Genomic DNA, 22,868 nt, shown 5'->3' with positions numbered 1-22,868 from the left:
TGTGTTCTTGCGTTTCCGACTCTATCAGACTCTTTCGGGCCCGATTTCCTCGGTGCTTTCCAGGTCCTGCGCTTTCGCGCTTTCCCTTTCCGGCGGTTCCGACTCTATCAGATCCTTTCGGGCCTGACTCCCAGTCAGCGGGTATTTGCTTCGAGGCTGTTGGGCCCCTCGGCGAGTGAGACAGTAGCGGATTCCTTGCCCCCGAACCTAATCGGCGGCAGCGTCCTCGGACGCAGATTCCTCATTCGCAAATACGCATGAAAACGAGACGACGGAATGCGTCGTTCGTTCGAATGTGTGGTGCGGGATGGCTGTCCGGGGACCGACCGGGGTCGGCGCTCACTGCGGACAACTCGAAGAACCTTACGGATCGGGCACACCTGTGTCAACCCCAGGCTGACCAGCGGGGCGAGGCCCGCAAATCTCACCGCATCCCCAGCCCGCTCGGTCTACTCTGGGCCCATGACTACGCATGCGCTCACGCTCAACCTCCGCTGGTGGGCCGCCTGACGGCGGCCGACTGCAACACGAGCACGCATGCGCTCACGGCCGCCGCTACGGCGGCCGTTTTTGTTTCTCCCTCCCCGGGAGTGGCTCGGTCGCCCGACGCGGTGACCTCGACACCACTCACACACAAGGGAGAGCAGGACATGACGAGGATCTTCAGCGGGGTCAAGCCGACCGGGCACCTGACACTGGGCAACTACCTCGGGGCCGTACGGCAGTGGGTCGCCACCGACCAGGAGCCCGACGAGGCGCTGTTCTGCGTCGTCGATCTGCACGCGCTGACCGTCGAGCACGAGCCGGCGCGCGTACGGCGGCTCAGCAGGCAGGCGGCGACTCTGCTGCTCGCCGCCGGACTGGATCCGCAGCGGTGCACGTTGTTCGTGCAGAGCCACGTCGACGAGCACACGCGGCTGGCATACCTGCTGGAGTGCACCGCCACCGACGGCGAACTGCGGCGGATGATCCAGTACAAGGAGAAGGCGGCGAAGGCCCAGGCCTCCGGGGACGGCGTACGGCTGTCCCTGCTCACCTATCCCGTGCTGATGGCCGCCGATATTTTGGCGTACCGGACCGATGAGGTTCCCGTGGGTGAGGACCAGCGGCAGCACGTCGAGCTGACCCGGGATCTCGCAGTGCGGTTCAACCAGCGCTACGGACACACCTTCACCGTGCCGAAGCCGACCCTTCCGGCGGTGGCCGCGCGGGTCATGGACCTGCAGGACCCGACCTCGAAGATGGGGAAGTCGCACGAGAGCGGCGCGGGGATCGTGTATCTGCTCGACGAGGCCGAGGTCGTCCGCAAGAAGGTGATGCGGGCCGTCACCGACAGCGGGGACGGCGGTGTGGTCTACGACCGGGAGACTCGGCCCGGCGTCGCGAACCTGCTGGACGTCCTCGCCGCCTGCACGGGCGGCGATCCGGTGGCGCTCGCCGGGGACTACACGGGGTACGGCGCGCTCAAGCGGGACGTCGCCGACGCCGTGGTCGAGCTGCTGCGACCGGTCCGGGAGCGGCACGCCGAGCTGGCGGCCGATCCGGCGGAGGTGGAGAAGGTGCTGCGGGAGGGTGCCGGGCGGGCCCGGGAGCTGGCGCGGCCGGTGGTGGACCGGGCGTACGAGGCCATCGGGCTGCTGGCGCCGTGAGCGGGTACGGGCCCCCGGCTCGGGGGCCCGTACGGCGCGATCAGCTGTTGCCGGAGGCGAGTTCGCGGCTGCGGTCGCGGGCCGCTTCGAGGGCGGCGATCAGGGCCGCCCGTACGCCGTGCTTCTCCAACTCGACGATCGCGTTGATCGTCGTGCCGGCCGGGGAGGTGACGGCCTCACGGAGCTTGACCGGGTGCTCGCCGCTGTCGCGGAGCATCACCGCGGCGCCGATGGCGGCCTGGACGATGAGGTCGTGGGCCTGGGCGCGGGGCAGGCCGAGGAGGATTCCGGCGTCGGTCATGGCCTCGACGAGGTAGTAGAAGTACGCGGGTCCCGAGCCGGAGAGGGCGGTGGCCGCGTCCTGCTGGGACTCGGGGACGCGCAGGGTCTTCCCGACGCCGCCGAAAATCTCCTCGGTGTGGAGGAGGTGCGCGGCGGTGGCGTGGCTGCCGGCCGAGATGACGGACATGGCCTCGTCGACGAGGGCGGGGGTGTTCGTCATGACGCGGACGACGGGGGTGCCGGGCGCGAGCCGTTCCTCGAAGAAGGAGGTCGGGATGCCGGCGGCGCCGCTGATGACGAGGCGGCCGGCGGGAACGTGCGGGGCGAGCTCTTCCAGGAGCTTGGCCATGTCCTGCGGCTTGACGGTGAGGATGAGGGTGTCGGCGCGCTTGGCGGCTTCGGCGTTGCTGACGGCCTCGACGCCGTAGCGGGAGTGCAGTTCCTCGGCGCGTTCCGGGCGGCGGGCGGTGACGAGGAGTTTCGAGGCGGGCCAGCCGCCCCGGATCATCCCGCTGAGCAGGGCCTCGCCGATCTTGCCGGTACCGAGGACTGCGACTGTCTGGGTCATGCCCGATCCACCTCGCCGAACTGTGTGTGCACGTGTTTGGGGGTACGTGTTCATCCTTGCACTCGCACGCGGAGGGGCGGGGCTGTGTCCGGGTCGTGGTCAGGGCCTCAGGGGGTGCGGCGGCGGAGGGTGGCCGCGCCGAGGGCGAGGACGAGCAGGGCGCAAGCGGCGACGACGACGGCGTCGCGGACGAAGTCGGCGGTCATGTCGGTGTGCGTGAGGACCTGGGTCATGCCGTCGACCGCGTACGACATGGGCAGGACGTCGGAGAGGCCTTCGAGGACGGGCTGCATGGTGTCGCGGGCCGCGAAGAGGCCGCACAGGAGCAGTTGGGGGAAGATCACCGCCGGCATGAACTGGACGGCCTGGAACTCGGAGGCCGCGAAGGCGGAGACGAAGAGGCCGAGTGCGGTGCCGAGGAGCGCGTCGAGCAGGGCGACGAGCAGGAGCAGCCACGGAGAGCCGACGGCGTCGAGGCCGAGGATCCAGAGGGCCAGGCCGGTGGCGAGGAGGGACTGGACGACGGCGACGGCGCCGAAGGCGAGGGCGTAGCCGGCGATGAGGTCGCCCTTGCCGAGGGGCATCGCGAGGAGGCGTTCCAGGGTGCCGGAGGTGCGCTCGCGCAGGGTGGCGATGGAGGTCACCAGGAACATCGTGATGAGCGGGAAGATGCCGAGGAGGCTGGCGCCGATGCTGTCGAAGGTGCGGGGGCTGCCGTCGAAGACGAAGCGGAGCAGCGTCAGCATCAGTACGGGGACCAGGAGCATCAGCGCGATGGAGCGCGGGTCGTGGCGCAGCTGGCGCAGGACGCGGGCGGCGGTGGCGGCGGTGCGGGCCGCGCTCATCGCGCTCGCGGTGGACGGGGCGGTCGTGGTCGTCGTGGCGGTCATCGCTGTGTCTCCCGCGAGAGTGCGTCGGCCTCGTCGACGAGGCGCAGGAAGCCCTCTTCGACGGTGGCGGAGTGGGTACGACTGCGCAGGACGTCGGGGGTGTCCTGGGCGAGGATCCGGCCTTCGCGCATGAGGAGCAGGTCATGGCAGCGCTCGGCTTCGTCCATGACGTGGGAGGAGACCAGGAGGGTGGCGCCGCGGGTGGCGGCGAGGTCGTGGAAGAGGTTCCACAGGTCGCGGCGCAGGACGGGGTCGAGGCCGACGGTGGGTTCGTCGAGGACCAGGAGCTCGGGGGTGCCGAGGAGGGCGACGGCGAGGGAGACGCGGCTGCGCTGGCCGCCGGAGAGGTTGCCGGCGAGGGCGGTGGCGTGGCTGGTGAGGTCGACGTCGGCGATGGCACGGGTGACGGTCGCGTGGCGGCGGTCGGCGGCGGCGCGGCCGGGGTCGAGGATCGCGGCGAAGTAGTCGAGGTTCTGCCGGACGGTGAGGTCGTCGTAGACGGAGGGCGCCTGGGTGACGTAGCCGATGCGGTGGCGGAGTTCGGGGTGGCCGGCGGGGCGGCCGAGGACATCGAGGGTGCCCGTGACGTGGGCCTGGGTGCCGACGACTGCGCGCATGAGGGTGGATTTTCCGCAGCCGGAGGGGCCGAGGAGGCCGGTGATGCGCGCGCGGGGGACGTCGAAGGCGATGCCGTCGATGACGGTGCGGGGGGTGCGGCCGGTGCCGCGGCGGACGGTGAGGCCGTGGGCGTGCACGGCGGGTGGTGCACCCTCGGGCCGATTATTCATCATGTGATGAATAATGCTCCTGGCTGTGCCGGGGCGTCAATCGCCCGGGCGGATCGCGAGTGGGGACGGACCGGGGCCGGGCGGCGGCGGACCGGGGGGCGGCAAGACCGGGAACAAGCCCGGCGGACCGGGGGGCCGGGGGCCGACGGGCCGGAGGGGGCCGCCGGACCAGGGGGCCCGGGGACCGGGGCAGACCGGGAGCCAGCGGACCGGGGACCGTGGGCCGGGCCGGGGACCGGCGGACCGGGGACAGACCGGCGGGCCGGGGGCCGACGGACCGGAGGGGGGCCGCCGGACCGGGGAGCCGTGGCCGGCTGGGCGGCCGGGGCCGGCGGGCCGGGGCGGGCTACTTCTTGCGCTTCGGGCGGCGCGCGGCCGGGTTGCCGGTGCGGGCACGGCGGCGGCGGGCGAAGTCGGCCTTGGCGCGCTCGTACTCGGCGCGGCGGAGCTTCTCGCCCGGGGCCTCGACCAGGCAGCGGAGGAAGTACGCGATGAGGGAGCCGATGAAACCGATCGCCTTCAGGCCCTTGAGGGCCGCCTCGTCGGAGGAGGGGGCCGGCCGGCGGCTGAAGGAGTCCCAGGTCTTGGCGAAGGCGATGGAGCTGGCGACCGCGAAGAGGACCACGACGGAGATGCTGAGGAAGGGGCCGACGTTGCCGATCTCCAGGCCCTCGTAGGCGAAGCGCAGGAGGAACGCGGCGGCGACGGCGGTGACCAGCGAGCCGACGGCGACGACGGCGCGGCGCAGGGCGTAGTTGCCGTCGTGGTTCACCCAGGTGGTGCCGAAGTAGCGGATCGGCTCGGGCTCGGGTCCGGCGGGGATCGCCGGGGCCTGCGCGGCCGGCTCGGCGGGGGTCTGGTCTCGCTGGTCGTCGCTCACACCAGCGATTATCCACCGCCGGGCCGGGCGGGCCGGGTGTGTCTCACGTGTCAGACGGGCTGGTCGGACTTCCCTGTCCGTCAGCCGCAGCGCGGGGCGACGTAGCCGTCGCTGCCCGTCTTCACGTAGGCGTCGGACACGAACTCTCCGTTGCCGATGCAGTCCCACAGGTTCGTCGTGCCGTACGGGCCGCTGACGGTCGTGCCGGGGCACTGGCAACGGACGGAGACGATCGCGCCGACCGGCAGCACGTCGACGATGGAGTAATTGGTCCCCGGACCGCTGCGGACGTTGAGGCTGTAGCCCGGCGCGACCGGAAACCTCTGGTATCCGGATGCGGCGTCGAGGCCCTGGACTTGGCTTGAATCGTTCTCAACTGACATGCGAAAACTTCCCCCTTGGGTGTTGCTCTGCGCAACGCGCGCAGAGTAGCAAGCCCTTGGATGTTCGCACGGGCCATCGGCTAGGCTCCGGCGGGGGTGGTGAGCGGTGCATTCGCTGCGTACGGACGTGGGGTTCCCGGAGTACGCCGGGCAGTACCGGCTCGAGTCCGTACTCGGCTCCGGCGGCATGGGCGTCGTCCACCTGGCCACTTCCGGGTCGGGGCTGAAACTCGCCGTCAAGGTCGTCCATGCCGAGCACGCGGTGGACCCCGAATTCCGGGCGCGGTTCCGGCAGGAGGTCGCCGCCGCACGGCGGGTGAGCGGAGCGTTCACCGCGCCCGTCGTGGATGCCGATCCGGACGCCGAACGGCCGTGGATGGCCACCCTGTTCATCGACTCCCCGACGCTGTCCGAGCGCGTACGGGAACGCGTGCTGGACCCCGTCGAACTGACCCGGCTCGCGGCCGGGCTGGCGGAGGCCCTGCGGGACATCCACCGGGCCGGGGTCGTGCACCGGGACCTGAAGCCCAGCAACGTACTGATGGCCCCGGACGGGGTACGGGTCATCGACTTCGGCATCTCGCGGCCGGCCGACAGCGATCTGCGGACCGAGACGGGCAAGCTGATAGGGACGCCGCCCTTCATGGCGCCGGAGCAGTTCCAGCGGCCCCGGGACGTGGGGACGGCCGCGGACGTGTTCGCGCTGGGTGCGGTACTGGTGCACGCGGCGACCGGGCGCGGGCCGTTCGACTCCGACAGCCACTACCTCGTGGCGTACCAGGTCGTGCACGCCGAGCCCGACCTGACGGGGCTGCCGTCGCGGCTCGTGCCGATCGTGGCCCGGTGCCTGGCGAAGGATCCCGCGGAGAGGCCGACCGCCGAGGCGCTGATCTCGGAAATGCGCGCCATCGCCTACCGGACGGGCGAGGACACCCAGGCATTCATTCCGCAGCCGCGCCGGCCGGTCCCGGCCGAGGAGGTCACGCACCGGCGGGACCGGATCCCCGCCGGACCCGCACCGGAACCGGAATCCGCGGCAATGGCGGCGGGTCGCGGTGGCCGGCGGTGGATGCGGCTCGCCGCGGCGGCGGGGGCGGGGCTGTTGCTGGCCGGCGGCGCGGTCGGCGGATACCTGCGGTTCGGGGGGTCGGGCGAGCCGCCCGTACGGCAGGCCGCGGCGACGGCACCGGCGGCGCCCACGGGATTCGCCCCTTGGGCCGCGCCACTGGCCAAGCCGGGGGCCGGGGGCCGTAGCCCGGTGTGCGCGTGGGAGGCGGCCGCCCTCTACTGCTCGGCGCCGGGGGTGGCCGTTGCCCGCCTGGACCCCGCGAACGGCACGGTCCTGTGGTCCGTGCCGAACGCCGCGCAGGGGTCCTGGAGCAGCACGGACAGCACCCCCCTGTACGCGGGCGGGCTCGTGCTCGTGGTGGCACCGGGCAGCGGAGTGCTCCGGGCACTGGACCCCGGTACGGGCGCCGAGCGCTGGAAGCGGAGCCTGCCGGGCGGCACCCGCGTGATCGCCACGGGCGGGAAAGCGCTGATCGCGGCGGCGGACGGGACCCTCACCGCGCTGGAACCGTCCGACGGCTCCCCGCGGTGGACCAAGCAGGTCGGCGGGCCCGGCTCCGTCTGGTGGGCCGACCCGGCGGGCTCGGAACCGCCCGTGCTGTACGTGGCGGCATCCGGATCGGGCACGGGCTCGACACAGCTCGCGGCGGTGGACCCGCGGAACGGCACGCTGCTCTGGCAGAGCAGGGCCGAAGGGCGGCTGCGGCCGGTCGGTGCGGCGCGGGGCGGGATGTACCTGCTGGACAAGGACGCCGAGGCCAAGACCGACGCGGTCGTGCGGGTGGACCTGTCGACCCGTGCCGTGCTCCGACTCCCGCTGACGGCGCCGCTCTTCGATGCGCAGGCCGCGGTCGGGACCGACGGGACCGTGTACGTCACCGGGACCTCGGGTGGGCTGGCGGCCGTGGGAGCGGCCGAGGAGGTGTGGCGGCTGGAGACGGGCACGGCCCTCTCCTCCCGGCCGGTGGCCGCGGACGGACGGCTGTACCTGACCGCGTCGGACGGGCGGCTGCTCGCCGTCGACGCGAAGGCCGGGCGGCTGGTGGGCCAGACGAAGCCCCGGATGGGCGGCAGCGGGGGCGTCGTCAGCGGGACACTTCCCGCGCCCGTCGTCGCCGACGGGCGGCTGTACGCGTCCGCGCCCGACGGGTCCGTGTTCGCCGTAGACGCGGCGAACCCCGCCGGGTGGTGACGCGCCCGGCGGGGTTCGGTGGTCGTGCGGGTCAGCCCAGGCGGGAGACGTCGCGGACCGCGCCCTTGTCGGCACTGGTGGCCATCGCCGCGTAGGCGCGCAGGGCCGCGGAGACCTTGCGGTCCCGGTTCTTGGGGGCGTAGACGCCGCCCAGGGCCTCGTGACGGGCCGCCAGGGTGGCCTCGTCGACGAGGAGTTCGATGGAGCGGTTCGGGATGTCGATGCGGATGCGGTCGCCGTCCTCGACGACGGCGATGGTGCCGCCCGAGGCCGCCTCCGGGGAGGCGTGGCCGATGGACAGGCCCGAGGTGCCGCCGGAGAAGCGGCCGTCGGTCACCAGGGCGCAGGACTTGCCGAGGCCGCGGCCCTTGAGGAAGGAGGTCGGGTAGAGCATCTCCTGCATGCCGGGGCCGCCGCGCGGGCCCTCGTAGCGGATGACGACGACGTCGCCCTCCTTGATCTCCTTGCGGAGGATCTTGTCGACGGCCTCGTCCTGCGACTCGCAGACGACCGCCGGGCCCTCGAAGGTCCAGATCGACTCGTCGACGCCGGCCGTCTTCACCACGCAGCCGTCGACCGCGATGTTGCCCTTGAGGACCGCGAGGCCGCCGTCCTTGGAGTACGCGTGCTGCACCGAGCGGATGCAGCCGCCCTCGGCGTCGAGGTCGAGGGTCTCCCAGCGTTCGGACTGGGAGAAGGCGGTGGCGGAGCGCTTGCAGCCGGGGGCCGCGTGCCACAGCTCCATGGCCTCCTCGGAGGCCGTGCCGGAGCGGGCGTCCCACTTCGCCAGCCAGTCCTCCAGGTTGGTGGAGTGGACCGAGGTGACGTCCTTGTTCAGGAGTCCGCCGCGGTGCAGCTCGCCCAGGATGGCGGGGATGCCGCCGGCGCGGTGGATGTCCTCCATGTAGTACGTGCCGCCGGGCGCCACGTTCGGCGCGACCTTGGACAGGCACGGGACGCGGCGCGAGACGGCGTCGATGTCCTTGAGGTCGTAGTCCAGGCCCGCCTCCTGCGCGGCGGCCAGGAGGTGCAGGATCGTGTTCGTCGAGCCGCCCATGGCGATGTCGAGGGCCATGGCGTTCTCGAAGGCCTCGCGGGTGGCGATGGAGCGCGGCAGGACGGAGTGGTCGTCCTGCTCGTAGTGGCGCTTGGTGATCTCGACGATCGTGCGGCCGGCGTCCTCGTAGAGGGCGCGGCGGGCCGTGTGCGTGGCGAGGACCGAGCCGTTGCCGGGGAGGGCCAGGCCGATCGCCTCGGCGAGGCAGTTCATCGAGTTGGCCGTGAACATGCCGGAACACGAGCCGCAGGTCGGGCAGGCGTTCTCCTCGATGCGCAGGACGTCCTCGTCGGAGACGTTCTCGTTCGAGGCGTCGACCATCGCGTCGATCAGGTCGAGCTTGCGGACGGTGCCGTCGACGAGGGTGGCCTGACCGGCCTCCATCGGGCCGCCGGAGACGAAGACCACCGGGATGTTCAGGCGCATGGCGGCCATCAGCATGCCGGGGGTGATCTTGTCGCAGTTGGAGATGCAGATCAGGGCGTCGGCGCAGTGGGCCTCGACCATGTACTCCACGCTGTCCGCGATCAGGTCGCGGGAGGGCAGGGAGTAGAGCATGCCGGCGTGGCCCATGGCGATGCCGTCGTCGACCGCGATGGTGTTGAACTCGCGGGGGATCGCGCCCGCGGCGCGGATCGCGTCGGAGACGATCCGGCCGACCGGGGCCAGGTGGGTGTGGCCGGGGACGAACTCGGTGAAGGAGTTGGCGACCGCGATGATCGGCTTGCCGATGTCCTCGCTCGCTACGCCCGACGCACGCATAAGGGCGCGTGCGCCCGCCATGTTGCGGCCGTGTGTGACGGTGCGGGACCTCAGCTCGGGCATCGGGTTCACTCCCCATGAGTGCGGCCGGCCTTGCGGGGGCGGCCACGACTGTAGATATGAATCAGTTACGAGGCTACGCCCCTGGCCCGCGATACGGACAGCAAGTCCGCATGCCGGGACGGACGGCTCATTCCTCGGTCAGGTAGCGCTGCAGGGTCGGAGCCACCAGGGCGACGATGTCCTCGGGGTCGGCGGACGCGAGGGGCTCGACCTGGACGACGTAGCGCAGGATCGCGATGCCGACCATGTGGGAGGCGGCGAGCTCCGCGCGGAAGGTCGGGTCGGGGACGTCCAGGTCTGCGGCGACGCGCTCCAGGACGCGGCGCAGGACGAGCCCGCGCAGGACCTTCGCGGCGGCCTCGTGCGTGAGGGCGGACCGGATCACGGCGAGCAGCGGGACCCGGGTGACCGGGTTCTCCCAGACGCCGAGGAAGTAGCGGGCCAGGCGTTCGCCGATGCCCTCGGGGCCCTCGCCGAGGATCGCCGGGACCACCATCGCCGGCTCCATGCTGAGCTCGATGGCGGCGGCGAAGAGGTCTTCCTTGCTGCCGAAGTAGTGGTGCACCAGGGCCGGGTCCACGCCGGCGGCCTTGGCGACGCCGCGTACGGAGGTCTTGTCGTAGCCGCGCGCGGCGAACTCGGAGCGGGCGGCGAGGCGGATGCGCTCCTGAGTGCCGGGGCCTTCGTCGGCCTCGTCCTGGCGGGGGCGGCCGGGGCCGCGGCGGCGCGGCCGCACGGGCTCGGTCACGGCCTGCGGGCGCGGTCGCGCCTGTTGGTGGCGGTGGTGGGCGAGGGGGGCGAGGTGGCGGTGGCGAGGTGCAGGCGGGTGAAGGCCAGGGCCTCGGCGAGGTCCGCCTCGCGCTCGGCGGAGGACATGGCGCGCCGCGTGTTGACCTCGATGACCACGTGCCCGTCGAACGACGTGCGGGCGAGCCGTTCCAGCAGCTCGGCGCAGGGCTGGGTACCGCGCCCCGGGACCAGGTGCTCGTCCTTCGCCGAACCGTTTCCGTCGGCGAGGTGGACATGGGCCAGCCGCTCGCCCATCCGGTCGATCATCGCGGTCGCGTCCGTGCGGGCGGTCGCGGTGTGCGACAGGTCGACGGTGAAGTGCCGGTAGTCGTCCTTCGTCACGTCCCACTCGGGCGCGTACGCGAGCATCTCGCGGTCGCGGTAGCGCCAGGGGTACATGTTCTCGACGGCGAACCGGACGTCGGTCTCGTCGGCCATCCGCCAGATCCCGGTCACGAAGTCACGCGCGTACTGGCGCTGCCAGCGGAACGGCGGGTGCACGACGACGGTGGACGCGCCGAGCCGCTCGGCCGCCGCCTGGGCGCGCTGGAGCTTGGTCCAGGGGTCGGTGGACCAGACCCGCTGGGTGATGAGCAGACACGGCGCGTGGACGGCGAGGATCGGCACCTGGTGGTGGTCGGACAGCCGCCGCAGGGCGTCGATGTCCTGGCTGACCGGGTCCGTCCAGACCATCACCTCGACGCCGTCGTAGCCGAGGCGCGCGGCGATCTCGAAGGCGGTCGCCGTGGACTCCGGATAGACGGAGGCGGTGGAGAGGGCGACTTTCGCGGTCGGGATGCGGACTGGTTCTGCCACGGGGACAGGGTACGGGCCCGGCGCCCTCCCGGGGCCTCCCGCCCCTCATCCCGGGGACTCGCGACGTTCCTCCCGAGGACTCGCGACCTTCACCCCGGGGCGTCCCGACGCGCGTCCGGGGCCTCGCGACCCTCCTCCCGGGCCGTCCCGACACGCGTCCCGGGGCCTCGCGACCCTCCTCCCGGGCCGTCCCGACACGCGTCCTGGGCCGTCCGGGCCCGCGCCCCGGGCCGGCCGGCCCTCGTCCGAGGACGTCCCGCCCCTTGCCCGTGCTAGCCGTTCCCCGTCGGCAGGTGGTCCAGCCGGCGCAGGATGACGCCCTCGCGCAGCGCCCAGGGACAGATCTCCAGGTCGTCGACGCCGAAGAGATCCATCGCGGCCTCCGCGACCAGCGCGCCCGCCAGCAGCTGGTTCGCCCGGCCCTCGGAGACGCCCGGCAGGGCCGAGCGCTGGGCGGTCGTCATCGCGGCCAGCCGGGGGACCCACTCCTCCAGGGACTTCCGGGTCAGGTCCCGCTGCACGTAGAGGCCCTCCGCCGAGCGGGCCGCGCCCGCTATGCGGGCCAGCTGCTTGAAGGTCTTCGACGTCGCCACCACGTGGTCCGGGGTCCCGAAACGGCGGAACTCGCCGACCGTGCGCGCGATCTCCGCACGTACGTGCCTGCGCAGCGCCTTGACGTCCAGTGCGTCAGGCGGGTCGCCCGGCAGCCAGCCCGCCGTCAGGCGGCCCGCGCCCAGCGGCAGGGAGACGGCCGCGTCCGGGTCCTCGTCGATGCCGTACGCGATCTCCAGCGAGCCGCCGCCGATGTCGAGGACCAGCAGCTTCCCGGCCGACCAGCCGAACCAGCGGCGCGCGGCGAGGAACGTCAGCCGCGCTTCGTCGTCGCCGCTCAGGACGGGCAGGTCGACACCGGTTTCGGCCTTCACCCGCGCCAGGACCTCGTCCGCGTTCCTGGCCTCCCGTACGGCGCTGGTCGCGAAGGGGAGTACGTCCTCACACCCCTTGTCCTCGGCGGCGTGCACCGTGTCGGTGATCACCGCGACGAGACGCTCGACACCCTCGGGGGTGACGGCTCCGTGCTCGTCGAGGAGCTCCGCCAACCGCATTTCCACCTTGTGCGAGTGCGCGGGCTGGGGGCGCGCGCCGGGGTGCGCGTCGACCACCAGCAGGTGGACCGTGTTCGAACCCACATCAAGGACACCGAGTCTCATAGGGGGAAACGCTACTGCGAGGAACACGGAGGGGTTGCGTGAGGGGCGCTTAGGCTTGGGTTTGTGCCAAATACGAAGAAGGCCAACAAGACCCGGTCGAAGAACGACAAGGGCACCGACGACAACAAGGCCAAGGTCAGGGCCGCGGACGGCGGCAAGGCCAAGGCCAAGGCCGCGCTCGCGGCCGACGAGAAGGGCCTCGACTTCCCCCGGGCCTGGGTGGAGTTCCCCGATCCGGCCGACGACGAGCAGGTCTTCCGCTGCGACCTGACCTGGCTGACCTCCCGCTGGACCTGCATCTTCGGCAGCGGCTGCCAGGGCATCCAGGCGGGCCGGGCCGACGACGGCTGCTGCACGCTCGGCGCGCACTTCTCCGACGAGGACGACGAGAAGCGCGTCGCCACGCACGTGGCCCGGCTGACCCCCGAGCTGTGGCAGTTCCACGACGTCGGCAGCGAGACCGGGTGGACGCAGCTGGACGACGACGGGGAGAAGCAGACCCGCCGCTGGGACGGCGCGTGCATCTTCCTGAACCGGCCGGGGTTCCCCGCCGGGGCCGGCTGCTCGCTGCACATCCTGGCGTTGAAGAGCGGCCAGGAGCCGCTGGAAACCAAGCCGGACGTCTGCTGGCAGCTGCCGATCCGCCGTACCTACGACTGGATCGACCGGCCCGACGACACCCGCGTGCTCCAGGTGTCGATCGGCGAGTACGACCGCCGCGGCTGGGGTCCGGGCGGCCACGACCTGCACTGGTGGTGCACGTCGGCCACCTCGGCGCACGGCGCCGGGGACCCGGTGTACGTGTCGTACCGCGCGGAGCTGACGGAGCTGATGGGCAAGGAGGGGTACGAGGCGCTGGTGAAGCTGTGCGAGGCGCGGCTGGCCTCGCTGCTGCCGATGGCCCCGCACCCGGCCGATCCCGTCTAGGCCTGGGAAACCGACGGCTCCGGGGAAACCGTTCCTCCTGAGGTCGGTGTCGGCGTCGCGGGCTCCGTCGGCGTGGGCGTCGGAGTCGGGGTCGGGGTCGGCGTGGGCGTCGGGGTCGGCGTGGGCGTGGGAGCCGGGGTCGACGGCGGCTCCGGTGTCGGTGCCGGGCGCCCGCGGCCCCGGACGGCGACGACCGCGCCGCCGGGATCCACTCCCACCCTGGCCGACCAGGCCCCCACGGGCTGCGCCTCGGGGTCCACGGCGATCCGCAGGGTGACCGATTCTGCGGGGGCCAGCGTGCCTGCGGTCCGGCTCGCGCGCAGCCATGGCGCGTCGGACCAGAGCCGCCAGTCCACCGGGCTGTCGCCGGAGGCGGTGAGGGTGATCAGCGTGGTGGCGCCGTGGGAGGACGCGGTCACGGTGAGACGGCCGGGGGCGCCGGGACGGCCCGGTTCGGGGGTCGCCGGGGGTCCGGTGCTGATCACCTGGACGGAGACGTCGGGCTCGGCGAGGCCCGGGGCGAAGCCGGGGTGGCTCGCGGTCGCAGCGGCGTTCCCCGCGTTCTCGTACGCGGTCAGCGGGCGGCCGCCGACGTGCGGCAGCGGGATCTCGGACTCGCTCGCGGAGATGCGGGTGGCGTCGCCGCCCACGGCCTCGCCGGTGGTGGGCGCGCCGCGGTAGGCCGCCCACAGGGCCAGGACCGGGGCCGCGACGACGGTCGCGACCACGGTGGTGGTCACCGCCCGGGTGCGCAGCCGGTCGCGGCGGGCCGCGTGGTCCTTGGGGTCCATCGGGAAGCCCGTGCGGTCGAAGCGTGGCCCGGGGCGACGGCGGCCGCGGCCCGAGCGGACCATCACCGCGTGGACGGCGGTGCGGGGGGCGGGGACCAGCGGAAGGGCGGCCGTCTCGACGGCGGAGCCGGGCCAGGGGGCCCCGGCGCCCACGCGTTCGGCGACGCGGCGGCAGCGCGGGCAGTCGTCGACGTGCCGTACGAGCTCGGCGCGCAGGGTGGTGGACAGCAGGACCTGTCCGTCGCCGGTGAGCCGGGAGACGCTGGGGCAGCCACCGGTCTCCACGACGGCGAGGGCGGCGCGGGTGCGCTCCACCTCGCAGGCGGCGCCGGACAGGAGCTCGCGGGCGGCGGCCTCGGACGTGCCGAGGACGGCGGCCAGCTCGGTGACGTCGAGACGGTGGCGGACGGCGAGCTCCAGCGCCTCGCGCTGCTCGGGAGTGGTCCCGGCGGCCTCCGGCCAGGCGAGCCGGGCCAGCTCGGTACGGCGGTAGGCGCTCACGTCAAGCGTGCGGCGGGCCTCGGGGACGCGGTCGGGGTCGGTGCCGGAGCCGGTGTCGGCACCCGGCGCACGGCCGGGATCCATGCGCTCCGGCGCGCGCCGGGCGCAATGCGCTCCCTGCCGCGCGTGCCGCTGCTCGGCCAGCCGCCGCAGGCAGCCCCAGCGGGCGAGCGCGTACAGCCAGGCCCGCCGGTCCCCGTCGTCGGGACAGCGGCCGGGATACCGCTCGGCCACGGCGAGTACGCCGCCCAGCACGTCGGTGGCGGTGTCGTGGTCGCACAGGACCGACAGGCAGTACGTGAACAGGCCGTCCAGGTAGGGCTCGTGCCGGAACGCGTGCGGCTGCTCCCCTTCGAGGGGCGTGCACCCGTGCGCCCGGTGTGCGCCGGTGCGCGGTGAGGAGTGTGCCTGGTTGCTGCTGTTCACCTGGCGACCGTAGGCGGCACGCCGGTGACCTCCCGGAAGCCTTCACCACAATTAGCCCTTACGGGTGAACAGATCGGTGCCCTGCTGACACCGGTGTTGTCGGCTCGCCGACAGCGCTGTCGGCGGTTGCGGCTACCGTGAGCGGCATGGCTGCCCGCACTGCTCGTTCATCCGCCAAGGACCGGCCGTCCTACCGCTGCAACGAATGCGGCTGGACGACCGCGAAGTGGCTCGGGCGGTGTCCCGAGTGCCAGGCGTGGGGCACCGTCGAGGAAATGGGCGCGCCCGCCGTGCGGACCACCGCCGCCGGCCGGGTGTCGACCGCCGCCGTGCCGATCGCGCAGGTCGACGGCAGGACGGCGACCGCGCGCAGCACCGGGGTGGACGAGCTGGACCGCGTACTCGGCGGCGGGCTCGTGCCCGGCGCCGTGGTGCTGCTCGCCGGGGAGCCCGGCGTCGGGAAGTCGACGCTGCTGCTGGACGTCGCCGCGAAGGCCGCCAGCGACGCGCACCGCACCCTGTACGTCACCGGTGAGGAGAGCGCGAGCCAGGTGCGGCTGCGCGCCGACCGGATCAACGCGCTGAACGACCACCTCTACCTGGCCGCCGAGACCGATCTCTCCGCGGTGCTCGGGCATCTCGACGCCGTGAAGCCCTCCCTCCTGATCCTGGACTCCGTACAGACAGTCGCCTCCCCCGAGATCGACGGCGCGCCCGGCGGCATGGCCCAGGTGCGCGAGGTCGCCGGAGCGCTGATCCGCGCTTCCAAGGAGCGCGGGATGTCCACCCTCCTCGTCGGCCACGTGACCAAGGACGGGGCGATCGCCGGCCCCCGCCTGCTGGAGCACCTGGTCGACGTGGTGCTGAGCTTCGAGGGCGACCGGCACGCCCGGCTGCGGCTCGTGCGCGGCGTCAAGAACCGGTACGGGGCAACCGACGAGGTGGGCTGCTTCGAGCTGCACGACGAGGGGATCACCGGGCTCGCGGACCCGAGCGGGCTGTTCCTGACCCGGCGCGCCGAGGCCGTGCCCGGGACCTGCCTGACCGTGACCCTGGAGGGCAAGCGCCCGCTGGTCGCCGAGGTGCAGGCGCTGACCGTGGACTCGCAGATCCCCTCCCCCCGGCGCACCACGTCGGGTCTGGAGACCTCGCGCGTCTCGATGATGCTGGCGGTGCTGGAGCAGCGCGGCCGGATCACCGCGCTGGGCAAGCGCGACATCTACAGCGCCACCGTGGGCGGGGTGAAGCTGACCGAGCCGGCCGCCGATCTGGCGATCGCGCTCGCGCTGGCCTCCGCAGCCAGTGACGTCCCGCTGCCGAAGAACCTCGTCGCGATCGGGGAGGTCGGCCTGGCGGGCGAGGTGCGGCGGGTGACCGGCGTGCAGCGGCGGCTCGCGGAGGCCCACCGGCTCGGCTTCACGCACGCCCTCGTGCCGTCGGATCCGGGCAAGGTGCCGACGGGGATGAAGGTCATCGAGGTCGCCGACATGGGCGACGCGCTCCGGGTGCTGCCGCGCGGCCGTTCCCGTACTCCGGCGGCCAAGGAGTAGCTGGTCAGACAGTCCTTACGGGGTCCTCGCGGGCCGTACCTGGCCAAGCCACGACGGGGCCGTGGCGCGCGCCGGTAGACTTTGGGCTGGTCCGCCCGGCCGTACGCACGCCTTCGTGCCCGCGGCGCAGGGCGGCGCAACCCGCGACCGGAGGAGTGCAGTGGCAGCCAAGGACGGGGCAGCAGCCTCCGGCAAGTCGGGCGCCGGCTCCAAGCAGGAGGCCATGATGCGCGCCTCGCTGAGCGCGGTCGCACCTGGTCAGCCACTGCGTGACGGCTTGGAGCGGATCGTCCGCGGCAACACCGGCGGGCTCATCGTCCTCGGCATGGACAAGGCGGTCGATGCCATGTGCACCGGCGGTTTCGTCCTGGACGTGGAGTTCACCGCGACCCGGCTGCGCGAGCTGTGCAAGCTCGACGGCGCGCTCATCCTCGACAAGGACATCACCAAGATCCTGCGGGCCGGTGTGCAGCTGGTGCCGGACGCGTCGATCCCGACCGAGGAGACCGGTACGCGTCACCGCACTGCGGACCGCGTCTCGAAGCAGTGCGGGTTCCCGGTCGTCTCGGTGTCGCAGTCGATGCGGCTGATCGCGCTGTACGTGGACGGGGAGCGGCGGGTCCTGGAGGAGTCAGGCGCGATCCTGTCGCGGGCGAACCAGGCGCTGGCCACGCTGGAGCGGTACAAGCTGCGGCTCGACGAGGTCGCGGGCACGCTGTCGGCGCTGGAGATCGAGGACCTGGTCACGGTCCGCGACGTGACGGCGGTCGCGCAGCGGCTGGAAATGGTCCGCCGGATCGCGACCGAGATCGCCGAGTACGTGGTCGAGCTGGGCACCGACGGGCGGCTGCTGTCGCTGCAGCTGGACGAGCTGACGGTCGGGATCGAGCAGGAGCGGGAGCTGGTCATCCGGGACTACGTGCCGGAGCCGACGGCGAAGCGTTCCCGCACGGTGGAGGAGGCGCTGCCGGCGCTGGACGCGCTGACGCATCCGGAGCTGCTGGAGCTGGGCATCGTGGCGAAGGCGCTGGGGTACACGGGGTCGCCGGAGACCCTGGACTCGGCGGTGTCGCCGCGGGGCTACCGGCTGCTGGCGAAGGTTCCCCGGCTGCCGGGGGCGATCATCGAGCGGCTGGTGGAGCACTTCGGCGGCCTGCAGAAGCTGCTCGCCGCCAGTGTGGACGACCTGCAGGCGGTGGACGGAGTCGGCGAGGCCCGTGCCCGTAGCGTGCGCGAGGGCCTGTCCCGGCTCGCGGAGTCGTCGATCCTGGAGCGGTACGTCTAATCCGGCCGGGGGAGACTCCGGCTTCCCCGCCCCTGGGCTGCGCCGCGGCCCGGGGGACTTCGGTCCCCGCCGTTGCCCCTGGGCTGCGCCGCGGCCCGGGGGACTTACTTCGGCTTCCCCGCCGTTGCTGGGGCTCCGCCCCAGACCCCCCGCCCCACACGCCGGCGGGGCCGGATTGCCCGGAGGGGCTAGTTCTGCTTGAGGACGAATGAGGTTCGGGCCACCGGCATGCCCGGGGACTTGACCTCCACCACGTACGTGTCCGGCGCTGCGGACCCCGCCGGAGGCGACTGGCACTGGTCGGCCGCGCTGAACCGGCGGTCCCACTCCAGCGACTGCTTCGTCTCGCCCTGCGCGGGGACGCGGTAGAACGCGTTGCCCGCGCCCGTCGGGCAGTCCGCCGAGGACCACACCGGCTTGCCGCTGGTCGCCTGAAGGATGGTCAGGACCGCCTGCTTCGGGCCGAGGTCGACCTTGCAGGTGGTGCCGGCGATGTTGCGGGCGACGAGTTCGAGGCGGGGCTTCTCGTTCGCCTCGTACTCGTTCTTCACGCTCTTGACCTCCCACTGCAGCGCGGCCGGCGCGCAGGTGGGCAGGGCCGAGTCCGCCGGGACCGGGGCCGCGCCGCCCGAGCCGGAGCCCGCGCCGGAGGCGCCCGTACCGCTGCCGGGATCGCTGTTCTTGCCCGAGTCCGTGGAGCCCCCGCCCTGGGAACCGCCAGCCCCGCCCGCAGCCGCACCCGCACCCGCGCTGCCGCCGCCCGACTCCGCGCGTCCGCCCGGGGCCTGACTGATCGCCGGACCCGTACCCGCCGGCCCGGGCGTGATCGTGGTGACGGGATCCTTGCCGCCGCCCCGGCCCTTTCCGTTCGTACTCGTCTTCCCGCCGCCGGAACTGACGGTCCATACGGCGAGGAGTGCCAGGAGCGCGACAACGGAAGCCAGCACAGCCCTCCGTCGCCAGTAGATGGAGGAGGGGAGCGGCCCGACCGGATTGCGCAGAGATCCCACGGACGGAACTTTACGAGAGTCCGGGACCCGATCAGTGCCCCACATGCCGCACAGCGGACTTGTTTTGGCGATGATCATCCTGCGGGCGCAACCGGGACCGCCGGGAATCGGCCAAGAGTCTGACGCGGGGGCCGGTCGCGCTTGCGTACGGTCGGTGACCATGAACAGTTCTGACCTCTACCTCGACATCACCGGCTTCGCCCACCGGACCCCCACCTGGGTGCGGTCGGTGTTCGAGGGCTGGACGGAGTACGGGCTGCTGCTCTTCGGAGTGTTCTTCCTGGCCGTCTGGTGGCGCTCCCGCGGGCAGGACCCCCGGTCGGTCGCACTGGCCGTCCTGGCCCCGCCGGCCACCGCCGCCGCGTACGCCGCCTCGGAGGCCCTGAAGTCCACCGTGGACGAGGAGCGGCCCTGCCGCGCCGTCGCCGGGGCCGCGGCCTCGCTGCTCCCGTGCCCGCCGACCGGCGACTGGTCCTTCCCCAGCAACCACTCCGCCCTCGCGGGAGCCGCCGCCATCGCACTGGCCCTGGCCGTACGCCGCCTCGCGCTGCTGACCGTGCCGCTCGCGCTGCTGATGGCTTTCTCCCGCGTCTTCGTCGGCGTGCACTACCCGCACGACGTGGCGATGGGCCTGCTGCTGGGCGGCTCACTGGCCGCCCTCGCCGTCCTGGCGCTCGCCGGTCCCGTCTGTACGATCATCGCCGCCATGCGGGCGAGCGGGGTCCGCGCCGCTGTCTGGTTCACCGGCCCGGGCCCGGCGCGGCAGACCCGAAACGTGCCAGGATGCCGAGTGCCATGACTGCATCCCCCACTTCCTCCCCCGAAACCCCCGAGTCCCCCGAGTCCCCTGGGTCCCCCGGGTCTGCCGAGTCCCCCGGGTCTGCCGGCACCGCCGGCTCCCCCGAGTCCCCCGCCGTCCCCCACCCGCTGCACTCCCCCGTCATCGCGTGGTTCGACGAGCACGCCCGCGACCTGCCCTGGCGCCGCCCCGAGGCCGGCCCCTGGGGGGTCATGGTCAGCGAGTTCATGCTCCAGCAGACTCCCGTCAGCCGGGTGCTGCCGGTGTACGAGCAGTGGCTCGCCCGGTGGCCCCGGCCCGCCGACCTGGCCGCCGAGGCCCCCGGCGAAGCCGTACGGGCGTGGGGGCGGCTCGGTTACCCCCGCCGGGCCCTGCGGCTGCACGGCGCGGCCGTGGCGATAACGGAGCGGCACGGGGGCGACGTACCGCGGGATCACGCGCAGTTGCTCTCGCTGCCCGGGATCGGCGAGTACACCGCGGCCGCCGTGGCCTCCTTCGCGTACGGGCAGCGGCACGCCGTGCTCGACACCAACGTCCGGCGGGTCTTCGCGCGCACCGCCACCGGGGTCGAGTACCCGCCGAACGCCACCACCGCCGCCGAACGGCGTCTGGCCCGGGCCCTGCTGCCCGGGGACGAGGACACCGCGGCGCGCTGGGCGGCGGCCTCGATGGAGCTCGGCGCTCTGGTGTGCACCGCCAAGAACCCCGACTGCGCCCGCTGCCCGGTGGCCGGGCTGTGCGCGTGGCGCCTCGCCGGGAAGCCGGCGCACGAGGGCCCGCCGCGGCGGGCCCAGACGTACGCCGGGACCGACCGGCAGGTGCGCGGCAGGCTGCTCGCCGTGCTCCGGGAGGCGGTGGGCCCTGTCCCGCAGGCCGTGCTCGACACGGTCTGGGAGGAGCCGGTGCAACGCGCCCGGGCGCTCGACGGCCTGGTCTCCGACGGTCTGGTGGAACCGCTCGAGGGCGGGCGCTACCGCCTTCCCCGGACCTGATCCACACCCGGCTGGAAACTGAGTCGAAGATTCCGTTTCCAGCCGGGAAACCGCAGCTCACGGGCACTGTTACACAACCTATGGGTGTCCGTGCGCCCATCGAAGGCTGGCCCGCACAGGCCCGTGACAACCCCTCCGTACCTTCGGATCCGTAAGAGGGCGGTTGAGCGGTTGGTCGGTTGGTCGGAACGGAGGCGGTCTGAGATGGCGCACGGCGAGGTACTCGAATTCGAGGAGTACGTACGCACTCGGCAGGACGCACTGCTGCGCAGCGCCCGGCGCCTGGTCCCGGACCCCACCGACGCGCAGGACCTCCTGCAGACCGCCCTCGTCCGCACCTACGGCCGCTGGGACGGCATCGCCGACAAGTCCCTGGCCGACGCCTACCTCCGCCGGGTCATGATCAACACGCGTACCGAGTGGTGGCGCGCCCGCAAGCTCGAAGAGGTCCCCACCGAGCAGCTCCCGGACGCCTCCGTCGAGGACGGCTCCGACCAGCGCGCCGACCGCGCCCTGCTGATGGACGTCCTGAAGGTGCTCGCGCCCAAGCAGCGCAGCGTGGTCGTGCTGCGACACTGGGAGCAGATGAGCACCGAGGAGACGGCCGCGGCACTCGGGATGTCCGCGGGTACCGTGAAGAGCACTCTGCATCGCGCGCTGGCCCGCCTCCGGCAGGAACTGGAGAGCCGGGACCTGGACATGCGCGCGCTGGAACGCGGTGACCACACCATCCGGTACGAGGGGCGTGAGCGGTGCGCGGCCTGAATGGCCAAGTTCTGACCGGCAGGGGTTCGCTGGTCCTGATGTCGGCGGGGACGGTCGTCCTCGTCGGCACTGCCGTGTTCGCGGTCGGGTGCGCCACGGGCGGCACGGGCCTGCGCGACGGCGGCCCCGCACGGACCGATTCCGTGGCGAAGACCACGCCCAACGCCCCCTCCCCCGACGCCTCCTCGGCCTCGGCGGCCGCCTCCGGCGGGCCCGTCAAGAAGGTCGACCCGGTGGCGCTCCTGAAGGCGGACCCGAAGGTCAGCGCCGAGATCAAACGGGACCTCAAGCCCTGCACGGGCAAGGACTACCCGGTGGACGTGAGCTACGGGAAGGTCACCGGCAGCACCGTCGTCGACATCGTGGTCAACGTCCTGTCCTGCGCCGACGCCCTGGGGCGGGGCTCGTACGTGTACCGCGCGGACGGCGCGACGTACGAGAATGTCTTCTCGGACGAGCAGCCGCCCGTCTACGCGGAGATCGACCGGGGCGACCTGGTGGTCACGAAGCAGGTGTACGGAAAGAGCGACGCGCTCGCCTATCCGTCGGGCGAGGACGTGATCACGTACCGCTGGAACGGGGAGAAGTTCACCGAGCAGGACCGCGTGCACTCCGAGTACAGCAACGTGGTCGACGGCGGGAGCCAGCCCGCCCCGGCCACGACCCAGAAGAACTGAGTACCGAAGAACCGAGGCGAGGCTTCCGCATGGCCGAGACCCATGTCCTGTTCGTGGAGGACGACGACGTCATCCGTGAGGCCACGACCCTGGCGCTGGAACGCGACGGGTTCGTGGTCACCGCCATGCCCGACGGCCTGTCCGGCCTGGAGTCCTTCCGGGCGGACCGGCCCGACATCGCCCTGCTCGACGTGATGGTCCCCGGCATGGACGGCGTGAGCCTGTGCCGTCGCATCCGCGACGAGTCCACCGTCCCCGTGATCATGCTGTCGGCGCGCGCCGACTCCATCGACGTGGTTCTGGGCCTGGAGGCGGGCGCCGACGACTACGTCACCAAGCCCTTCGACGGCTCGGTCCTCGTCGCCCGGATCCGCGCGGTGCTGCGCCGGTTCGGCCACGCAGGCGGCGGCCGGAACGGCGGCCCGGGCGGTGGCAACGGCGAGGACGAGGACGCGGAGCGCGGGGTGCTCTCCTTCGGCGACCTGGAGGTCGACACGGAAGGCATGGAGGTGCGCAAGGCGGGCGCGGCCGTGGCGCTGACCCCGACCGAGATGCGGCTGCTCCTGGAGTTCTCCTCCGCGCCCGGCACCGTGCTGTCGCGCGACCGCCTGCTGGAGCGGGTCTGGGACTACGACTGGGGCGGCGACACCCGCGTCGTCGACGTCCACGTCCAGCGGCTGCGCACCAAGATCGGGCAGGACCGGATCGAGACGGTCCGAGGCTTCGGATACAAGCTGAAGGCCTGAG

At 72.8% G+C, this 22,868-nt stretch carries 21 protein-coding genes; 10 read left to right on the top strand and 11 right to left on the bottom strand.

Annotation, left to right across the window (positions count from 1 at the left end; translation table 11 throughout):
• Positions 1-650 precede the first annotated feature (650 nt).
• Positions 651-1,649 (top strand): tryptophan--tRNA ligase, encoded by a 999-nt coding sequence (gene trpS / locus AB0D48_RS13710; protein WP_362394943.1) that lies wholly within the window; start codon positions 651-653, stop codon positions 1,647-1,649.
• Between the two features lie 40 nt (positions 1,650-1,689).
• Here trpS and proC read toward each other — a convergent pair whose 3' ends face one another.
• The 5 genes from proC to AB0D48_RS13685 all read right to left on the bottom strand — a co-directional run bounded on the left by proC (position 1,690) and on the right by AB0D48_RS13685 (position 5,440).
• On the bottom strand, positions 1,690-2,499 hold the full coding sequence (gene proC, locus AB0D48_RS13705) for a pyrroline-5-carboxylate reductase (protein ID WP_362394940.1): 810 nt from the start codon (positions 2,497-2,499) through the stop codon (positions 1,690-1,692).
• Between the two features lie 107 nt (positions 2,500-2,606).
• Positions 2,607-3,389 carry an ABC transporter permease gene (locus tag AB0D48_RS13700; protein WP_362394937.1) on the bottom strand — a complete coding sequence of 261 codons (783 nt, stop codon included), beginning with the start codon at positions 3,387-3,389 and terminating at the stop codon, positions 2,607-2,609.
• Entirely contained in the window at positions 3,386-4,180 is a 795-nt protein-coding gene (locus AB0D48_RS13695; RefSeq protein WP_362394934.1) for an ABC transporter ATP-binding protein, read from the bottom strand. The genes AB0D48_RS13700 and AB0D48_RS13695 overlap by 4 nt, the downstream gene beginning before the upstream one ends.
• Positions 4,181-4,523: 343 nt before the next feature.
• Positions 4,524-5,000 (bottom strand): hypothetical protein, encoded by a 477-nt coding sequence (locus AB0D48_RS13690; RefSeq protein ID WP_362394977.1) that lies wholly within the window; start codon positions 4,998-5,000, stop codon positions 4,524-4,526.
• A gap of 137 nt (positions 5,001-5,137) precedes the next feature.
• The gene (locus AB0D48_RS13685; RefSeq protein ID WP_362394931.1) at positions 5,138-5,440 is read right to left on the bottom strand and encodes a peptidase; all 303 of its coding nucleotides are present in this window, start codon (positions 5,438-5,440) and stop codon (positions 5,138-5,140) included.
• A 106-nt stretch (positions 5,441-5,546) separates the two neighbouring features.
• On the opposite strand from AB0D48_RS13685, the gene AB0D48_RS13680 reads away from it, so the two are divergent.
• Entirely contained in the window at positions 5,547-7,700 is a 2,154-nt protein-coding gene (locus AB0D48_RS13680) for a serine/threonine-protein kinase (RefSeq protein WP_362394928.1), read from the top strand.
• Positions 7,701-7,731: 31 nt separating this feature from the next.
• On the opposite strand, the gene ilvD is transcribed toward AB0D48_RS13680, so the two are convergent.
• The 4 genes from ilvD to AB0D48_RS13660 form a co-directional block, all read right to left on the bottom strand.
• On the bottom strand, positions 7,732-9,582 hold the full coding sequence (gene ilvD / locus AB0D48_RS13675) for a dihydroxy-acid dehydratase (RefSeq protein ID WP_362394925.1): 1,851 nt from the start codon (positions 9,580-9,582) through the stop codon (positions 7,732-7,734).
• 127 nt (positions 9,583-9,709) lie between these two features.
• Positions 9,710-10,330, bottom strand: a complete 621-nt coding sequence (locus tag AB0D48_RS13670) for a TetR family transcriptional regulator (RefSeq protein ID WP_362394922.1) — start codon at positions 10,328-10,330, stop codon at positions 9,710-9,712.
• Entirely contained in the window at positions 10,327-11,187 is an 861-nt protein-coding gene (locus AB0D48_RS13665; RefSeq protein ID WP_362394919.1) for a sugar phosphate isomerase/epimerase, read from the bottom strand. Before AB0D48_RS13665 ends, AB0D48_RS13670 begins: the two co-directional genes overlap by 4 nt.
• 272 nt (positions 11,188-11,459) lie before the next feature.
• A complete protein-coding gene (locus tag AB0D48_RS13660) occupies positions 11,460-12,398 on the bottom strand; it encodes a Ppx/GppA phosphatase family protein (protein WP_362394916.1) in 939 nt (312 codons plus the stop codon).
• Between the two features lie 63 nt (positions 12,399-12,461).
• On the opposite strand from AB0D48_RS13660, the gene AB0D48_RS13655 reads away from it, so the two are divergent.
• Positions 12,462-13,325 (top strand): hypothetical protein, encoded by an 864-nt coding sequence (locus AB0D48_RS13655; protein WP_362394913.1) that lies wholly within the window; start codon positions 12,462-12,464, stop codon positions 13,323-13,325.
• Here AB0D48_RS13655 and AB0D48_RS13650 read toward each other — a convergent pair.
• Positions 13,322-15,043, bottom strand: a complete 1,722-nt coding sequence (locus AB0D48_RS13650; RefSeq protein WP_362394910.1) for a hypothetical protein — start codon at positions 15,041-15,043, stop codon at positions 13,322-13,324. The two genes, AB0D48_RS13655 and AB0D48_RS13650, sit on opposite strands and share 4 nt — an antisense overlap.
• A gap of 146 nt (positions 15,044-15,189) precedes the next feature.
• Between AB0D48_RS13650 and radA the strand changes: the two genes are divergently transcribed.
• Both radA and disA read left to right on the top strand, forming a co-directional pair.
• On the top strand, positions 15,190-16,593 hold the full coding sequence (gene radA, locus AB0D48_RS13645; RefSeq protein ID WP_362394907.1) for a DNA repair protein RadA: 1,404 nt from the start codon (positions 15,190-15,192) through the stop codon (positions 16,591-16,593).
• A gap of 160 nt (positions 16,594-16,753) precedes the next feature.
• Positions 16,754-17,878: a DNA integrity scanning diadenylate cyclase DisA gene (disA, locus tag AB0D48_RS13640; protein ID WP_362394904.1), complete on the top strand. Its 1,125-nt coding sequence runs from the start codon at positions 16,754-16,756 to the stop codon at positions 17,876-17,878.
• 188 nt (positions 17,879-18,066) lie between these two features.
• On the opposite strand, the gene AB0D48_RS13635 is transcribed toward disA, so the two are convergent.
• Positions 18,067-18,825 (bottom strand): hypothetical protein, encoded by a 759-nt coding sequence (locus tag AB0D48_RS13635; RefSeq protein WP_362394901.1) that lies wholly within the window; start codon positions 18,823-18,825, stop codon positions 18,067-18,069.
• A gap of 223 nt (positions 18,826-19,048) precedes the next feature.
• Here AB0D48_RS13635 and AB0D48_RS13630 point away from each other — a divergent pair, with 223 nt between their 5' ends.
• The 5 genes from AB0D48_RS13630 to cseB all read left to right on the top strand — a co-directional run bounded on the left by AB0D48_RS13630 (position 19,049) and on the right by cseB (position 22,867).
• Entirely contained in the window at positions 19,049-19,687 is a 639-nt protein-coding gene (locus AB0D48_RS13630; RefSeq protein ID WP_362394898.1) for a phosphatase PAP2 family protein, read from the top strand.
• Positions 19,684-20,679 carry an A/G-specific adenine glycosylase gene (locus tag AB0D48_RS13625; RefSeq protein ID WP_362394895.1) on the top strand — a complete coding sequence of 332 codons (996 nt, stop codon included), beginning with the start codon at positions 19,684-19,686 and terminating at the stop codon, positions 20,677-20,679. The genes AB0D48_RS13630 and AB0D48_RS13625 overlap by 4 nt, the downstream gene beginning before the upstream one ends.
• A 204-nt stretch (positions 20,680-20,883) precedes the next feature.
• Positions 20,884-21,444: a SigE family RNA polymerase sigma factor gene (locus AB0D48_RS13620; protein ID WP_362394892.1), complete on the top strand. Its 561-nt coding sequence runs from the start codon at positions 20,884-20,886 to the stop codon at positions 21,442-21,444.
• Positions 21,445-21,482: 38 nt separating this feature from the next.
• Positions 21,483-22,121: a hypothetical protein gene (locus AB0D48_RS13615; RefSeq protein WP_362394975.1), complete on the top strand. Its 639-nt coding sequence runs from the start codon at positions 21,483-21,485 to the stop codon at positions 22,119-22,121.
• Between the two features lie 29 nt (positions 22,122-22,150).
• Entirely contained in the window at positions 22,151-22,867 is a 717-nt protein-coding gene (gene cseB, locus AB0D48_RS13610) for a two-component system response regulator CseB (RefSeq protein ID WP_362394889.1), read from the top strand.
• The last annotated feature ends 1 nt before the right edge of the window (position 22,868 follow it).

This window comes from Streptomyces sp. NPDC048269, from assembly GCF_040652395.1.
In the GTDB taxonomy this organism is placed as follows: Bacteria; Actinomycetota; Actinomycetes; order Streptomycetales; family Streptomycetaceae; genus Streptomyces.
Note: the sequence above shows the minus strand (reverse complement) of the source record. Positions and strands in the feature narration are given on the sequence as shown.

Bases quoted from the DNA above. Each gene is read 5' to 3' on its own strand.
- trpS (WP_362394943.1), top strand. From the start codon at position 651: ATGACGAGGATCTTCAGCGGGGTCAAGCCGACCGGGCACCTGACACTG.
- proC (WP_362394940.1), bottom strand. From the start codon at position 2,499: ATGACCCAGACAGTCGCAGTCCTCGGTACCGGCAAGATCGGCGAGGCC.
- AB0D48_RS13700 (WP_362394937.1), bottom strand. From the start codon at position 3,389: ATGACCGCCACGACGACCACGACCGCCCCGTCCACCGCGAGCGCGATG.
- AB0D48_RS13695 (WP_362394934.1), bottom strand. From the start codon at position 4,180: ATGATGAATAATCGGCCCGAGGGTGCACCACCCGCCGTGCACGCCCAC.
- AB0D48_RS13685 (WP_362394931.1), bottom strand. From the start codon at position 5,440: ATGTCAGTTGAGAACGATTCAAGCCAAGTCCAGGGCCTCGACGCCGCA.
- ilvD (WP_362394925.1), bottom strand. From the start codon at position 9,582: ATGCCCGAGCTGAGGTCCCGCACCGTCACACACGGCCGCAACATGGCG.
- AB0D48_RS13660 (WP_362394916.1), bottom strand. From the start codon at position 12,398: ATGAGACTCGGTGTCCTTGATGTGGGTTCGAACACGGTCCACCTGCTG.
- radA (WP_362394907.1), top strand. From the start codon at position 15,190: ATGGCTGCCCGCACTGCTCGTTCATCCGCCAAGGACCGGCCGTCCTAC.
- AB0D48_RS13630 (WP_362394898.1), top strand. From the start codon at position 19,049: ATGAACAGTTCTGACCTCTACCTCGACATCACCGGCTTCGCCCACCGG.
- AB0D48_RS13625 (WP_362394895.1), top strand. From the start codon at position 19,684: ATGACTGCATCCCCCACTTCCTCCCCCGAAACCCCCGAGTCCCCCGAG.
- AB0D48_RS13620 (WP_362394892.1), top strand. From the start codon at position 20,884: ATGGCGCACGGCGAGGTACTCGAATTCGAGGAGTACGTACGCACTCGG.
- AB0D48_RS13615 (WP_362394975.1), top strand. From the start codon at position 21,483: ATGTCGGCGGGGACGGTCGTCCTCGTCGGCACTGCCGTGTTCGCGGTC.
- cseB (WP_362394889.1), top strand. From the start codon at position 22,151: ATGGCCGAGACCCATGTCCTGTTCGTGGAGGACGACGACGTCATCCGT.